Genomic DNA, 231 nt, shown 5'->3' with positions numbered 1-231 from the left:
ATGTGCTGCACTGACATGCCTGCGGGGGCGCTTTTTGCGCAGGTTGAGGCCTTCCAGACAGTAAATCCGGTGTGTTTTCTTGTGGTTAACAGGCCAGCCTTCCCGCCGCAGCTGAATATGAATACGCGGGCAACCGTAGCGGATCCGGGTTTCCGCTATTTCCCGGATACGCAGGGTTATCGCCCGATCATCCCGCCGGCTCTGCCAGTGGTAAACGGTTCTGCTCTGCAT

At 57.6% G+C, this 231-nt stretch carries 1 protein-coding gene; it reads right to left on the bottom strand.

What is annotated here, in order from left to right:
• A partial coding sequence (locus tag RRF55_RS28140) for an IS3 family transposase (protein ID WP_439419320.1) occupies positions 1–231 on the bottom strand: 231 nt, incomplete at both ends.

Source organism: Klebsiella sp. K47 (assembly GCF_051858335.1).
Lineage (GTDB): Bacteria > Pseudomonadota > Gammaproteobacteria > Enterobacterales > Enterobacteriaceae > Klebsiella > Klebsiella pneumoniae.
Note: the sequence above shows the minus strand (reverse complement) of the source record. Positions and strands in the feature narration are given on the sequence as shown.